Annotated in this window: 5 protein-coding genes; 3 read left to right on the forward strand and 2 right to left on the reverse strand. The window is 30.3% G+C overall.

Annotated elements, in window-relative coordinates; all coding sequences use genetic code 11:
• The coding region (locus A9G38_RS12150; protein WP_176713214.1) for a transposase at positions 1 to 264 on the forward strand (264 nt) is incomplete at its 5' end.
• Positions 265 to 428: 164 nt separating this feature from the next.
• Here the strand turns inward: A9G38_RS12150 and A9G38_RS02020 are convergent.
• The gene (locus A9G38_RS02020) at positions 429 to 842 is read right to left on the reverse strand and encodes a hypothetical protein (protein WP_034915862.1); all 414 of its coding nucleotides are present in this window, start codon (positions 840 to 842) and stop codon (positions 429 to 431) included.
• A 579-nt stretch (positions 843 to 1,421) separates the two neighbouring features.
• Positions 1,422 to 1,742: a hypothetical protein gene (locus tag A9G38_RS02025; RefSeq protein ID WP_034915866.1), complete on the reverse strand. Its 321-nt coding sequence runs from the start codon at positions 1,740 to 1,742 to the stop codon at positions 1,422 to 1,424.
• Positions 1,743 to 1,844: 102 nt separating this feature from the next.
• Here A9G38_RS02025 and A9G38_RS02030 point away from each other — a divergent pair, with 102 nt between their 5' ends.
• Positions 1,845 to 2,075, forward strand: a complete 231-nt coding sequence (locus A9G38_RS02030) for a hypothetical protein (RefSeq protein ID WP_034915869.1) — start codon at positions 1,845 to 1,847, stop codon at positions 2,073 to 2,075.
• A gap of 121 nt (positions 2,076 to 2,196) precedes the next feature.
• A partial coding sequence (locus tag A9G38_RS02035; protein ID WP_141671686.1) for a transposase occupies positions 2,197 to 2,373 on the forward strand: 177 nt, incomplete at its 3' end.

Raw genomic sequence — 2,373 nt, forward strand, 5'->3', positions numbered from 1 at the left:
AAAGGTTATGACAGCGAGCCTTTTCGGTGCTTTGTTCGTCAAAAAGGCGGACGAACGGTGATTGCTAAACGTAATTATGGTAAGGATATAGATAAAAGCAGTATGGATAGGTGCCTTTATCGCTATCGTCATTTAGTCGAGAATGCCTTTGCTAGAATCAAGCAATATCGTTCAATATCAACTAGATACGATAAGTTAGAAAGGAATTATGCCAGTATGGTATCACTGGCATTTATGTTAATGTGGCTGCCAATGTATTGTTGAGTAATTTATGTACAGCAAAGATCAACAGCCCCTAGAAATAGCTAGAATAATTTAATAAAATTGATTTTCATCAATTAAATGCCTGCCACTATTATTTTTTGGTTTTGATAATATTGTTATTTATAATTAGTTTGTATTACTTATAGGTATTATCAATTTATTTTTCAATAAGGTATATGTGTTTCATTAATTGGAACAAAATCACTTAATCCTATTCTCCATCGTTGTTCAACATATTCTAATAACTCATCGAAATTAGAAAAAACATATTGTTCAAATGAAGTTATTGATTGATTGAATGCACTATTATTATCCGTTAATGTGGGGTCTGCATAATATGTACGCAGCTTATATAAAAAAAACACTTCTTTCTCATCTATTATTGGTCTTATAAGTTGATCTATATAAAGTGAATACAAGGAAAATTCCCATTCGTCATCTTCTTCCTCAGGTTTCTCATATTCAATAGAATAAATCTCAATAAAACGAGTTTTATTTTCTTCCAATCTTTCAAAGAATTGACCTTTCATTTCATAGGGAAATGGATGGTAAGGATTATTGTATTTTCTCTTATTCATAATTAAAAAAATATCCTAATAATTTCACCGCCATAGGATCGCTATAAGTATAAATCTGCAAATGCATGCCATTAGAATTCTGAGCTCCAATTTTCGCATTCCAACTAAAATCATCCTAATGATACGTTCCTTTGTACCTGTTTTATTTTGTACAGTTACAAGAGCCTTTTTGCATTTAGTTCACTGCATATTTTACTTCTAATTATCTATGATTTATTACAATTCCCCAACAATAGACCAAAACCTAATTAAAATTCATTAGGTGCACACAGATTCAAGCCAGCTAATAATCTAATCAGGTTTGCCAGAATAAAGCGTTCTATTTCCAGATCATTGTATCTGAAATTATTGTAATGTAAGCCAGTTTATTTGTCTAAATATTGTCCCTAATATCTGAGGTGTTGCTCTATGGATTCGTGTCCAATTTCCTTAATGTGCTTACTTCAAAGCTGATAGCTACATTCTGACAGTATTTCTCTATTTGCATCGGTCAGTTTTTCTGGACAGTTGTTTTAGTTGGAATAAGAGTAGTAATGTAAATTACTAAATTATGATGTAACTTTTGATATTTTATAATTTTTAAATTAATGATTGTATTCTTGGTTTCCAGCCATTATTCCATTTGCTTTCAATTTCAGAAGAATAGTTTTTTATAGTATAATAATCATCCTTATCATGGTGAGAAATGAAACATTGGTCTACACATTGACAAATCCAAATTAAAAGGTTTTTTATATCAATATCATTTTTAACTAGATATAGATATTCTTCTGCATTTTTTATTGTAATTTCAATTAGATTGGCATGAAAAAAACCTATCTCAAATAATAAATAGCAAAAAGTATCTTTAATTGAATCATCTTTATTTTGTAACATTTTATTTTTTATATGTAAGTTCATTTCAACAATTCGGGTTCTTTCTTTTTGCTACTGTGGATTTTTTTATTATTCATTAAGTGTACCATCAAAATTGAATATATCTTAGATTTTTCTAAAGATAAAATGTCCCATAATTATCCTTGTAAATCAATTACTATCAGTCGCGCTATTGTGGTATTAAGTCGTTGTACTTACTATTATCCAACTAAATTATTGGATGATTCAATGATTATTTTGATATTAAGTGATATAGCTGAAAAACATTTACGCTGGGGGGCCGAAATTTTTTATTGTATCGGAAAGCTCGCTATAAATAGAGTTGCAAACGTGTTTATTGGGTGTATTGTGAGTTAAAACTTAACTTTCAAATAAAGCGTAAAAATCGCACTCCACCTCGAACTGGATCGGCTACACTAAATCATACAACTTTTTTAAGGGGTAAGGTAAACTTATCACAACTAAAAAAGGAACAAATATGAATAAGATTAAACGCAAAAGACGAACATTCACAGATGATTTTAAACAGCAAATGGTCAGTCTTTATCAACATGGTAAATCACGTAGTGAAATCGTTGCCGAATATGATTTGACACCATCAGCTTTGGACCGTTGGATAACGCAAGCAAGCCAAAGCGGCTCATTTAAAACAAAA

The organism is Gilliamella sp. Imp1-1 (assembly GCF_001690415.1).
In the GTDB taxonomy this organism is placed as follows: Bacteria; Pseudomonadota; Gammaproteobacteria; order Enterobacterales; family Orbaceae; genus Gilliamella; species Gilliamella bombi.

Excerpts from the sequence above, each read along its gene's own strand:
- A9G38_RS02020 (WP_034915862.1), bottom strand. The coding sequence starts at position 842 with ATGAATAAGAGAAAATACAATAATCCTTACCATCCATTTCCCTATGAA.
- A9G38_RS02025 (WP_034915866.1), bottom strand. The coding sequence starts at position 1,742 with ATGAACTTACATATAAAAAATAAAATGTTACAAAATAAAGATGATTCA.
- A9G38_RS02030 (WP_034915869.1), top strand. The coding sequence starts at position 1,845 with ATGTCCCATAATTATCCTTGTAAATCAATTACTATCAGTCGCGCTATT.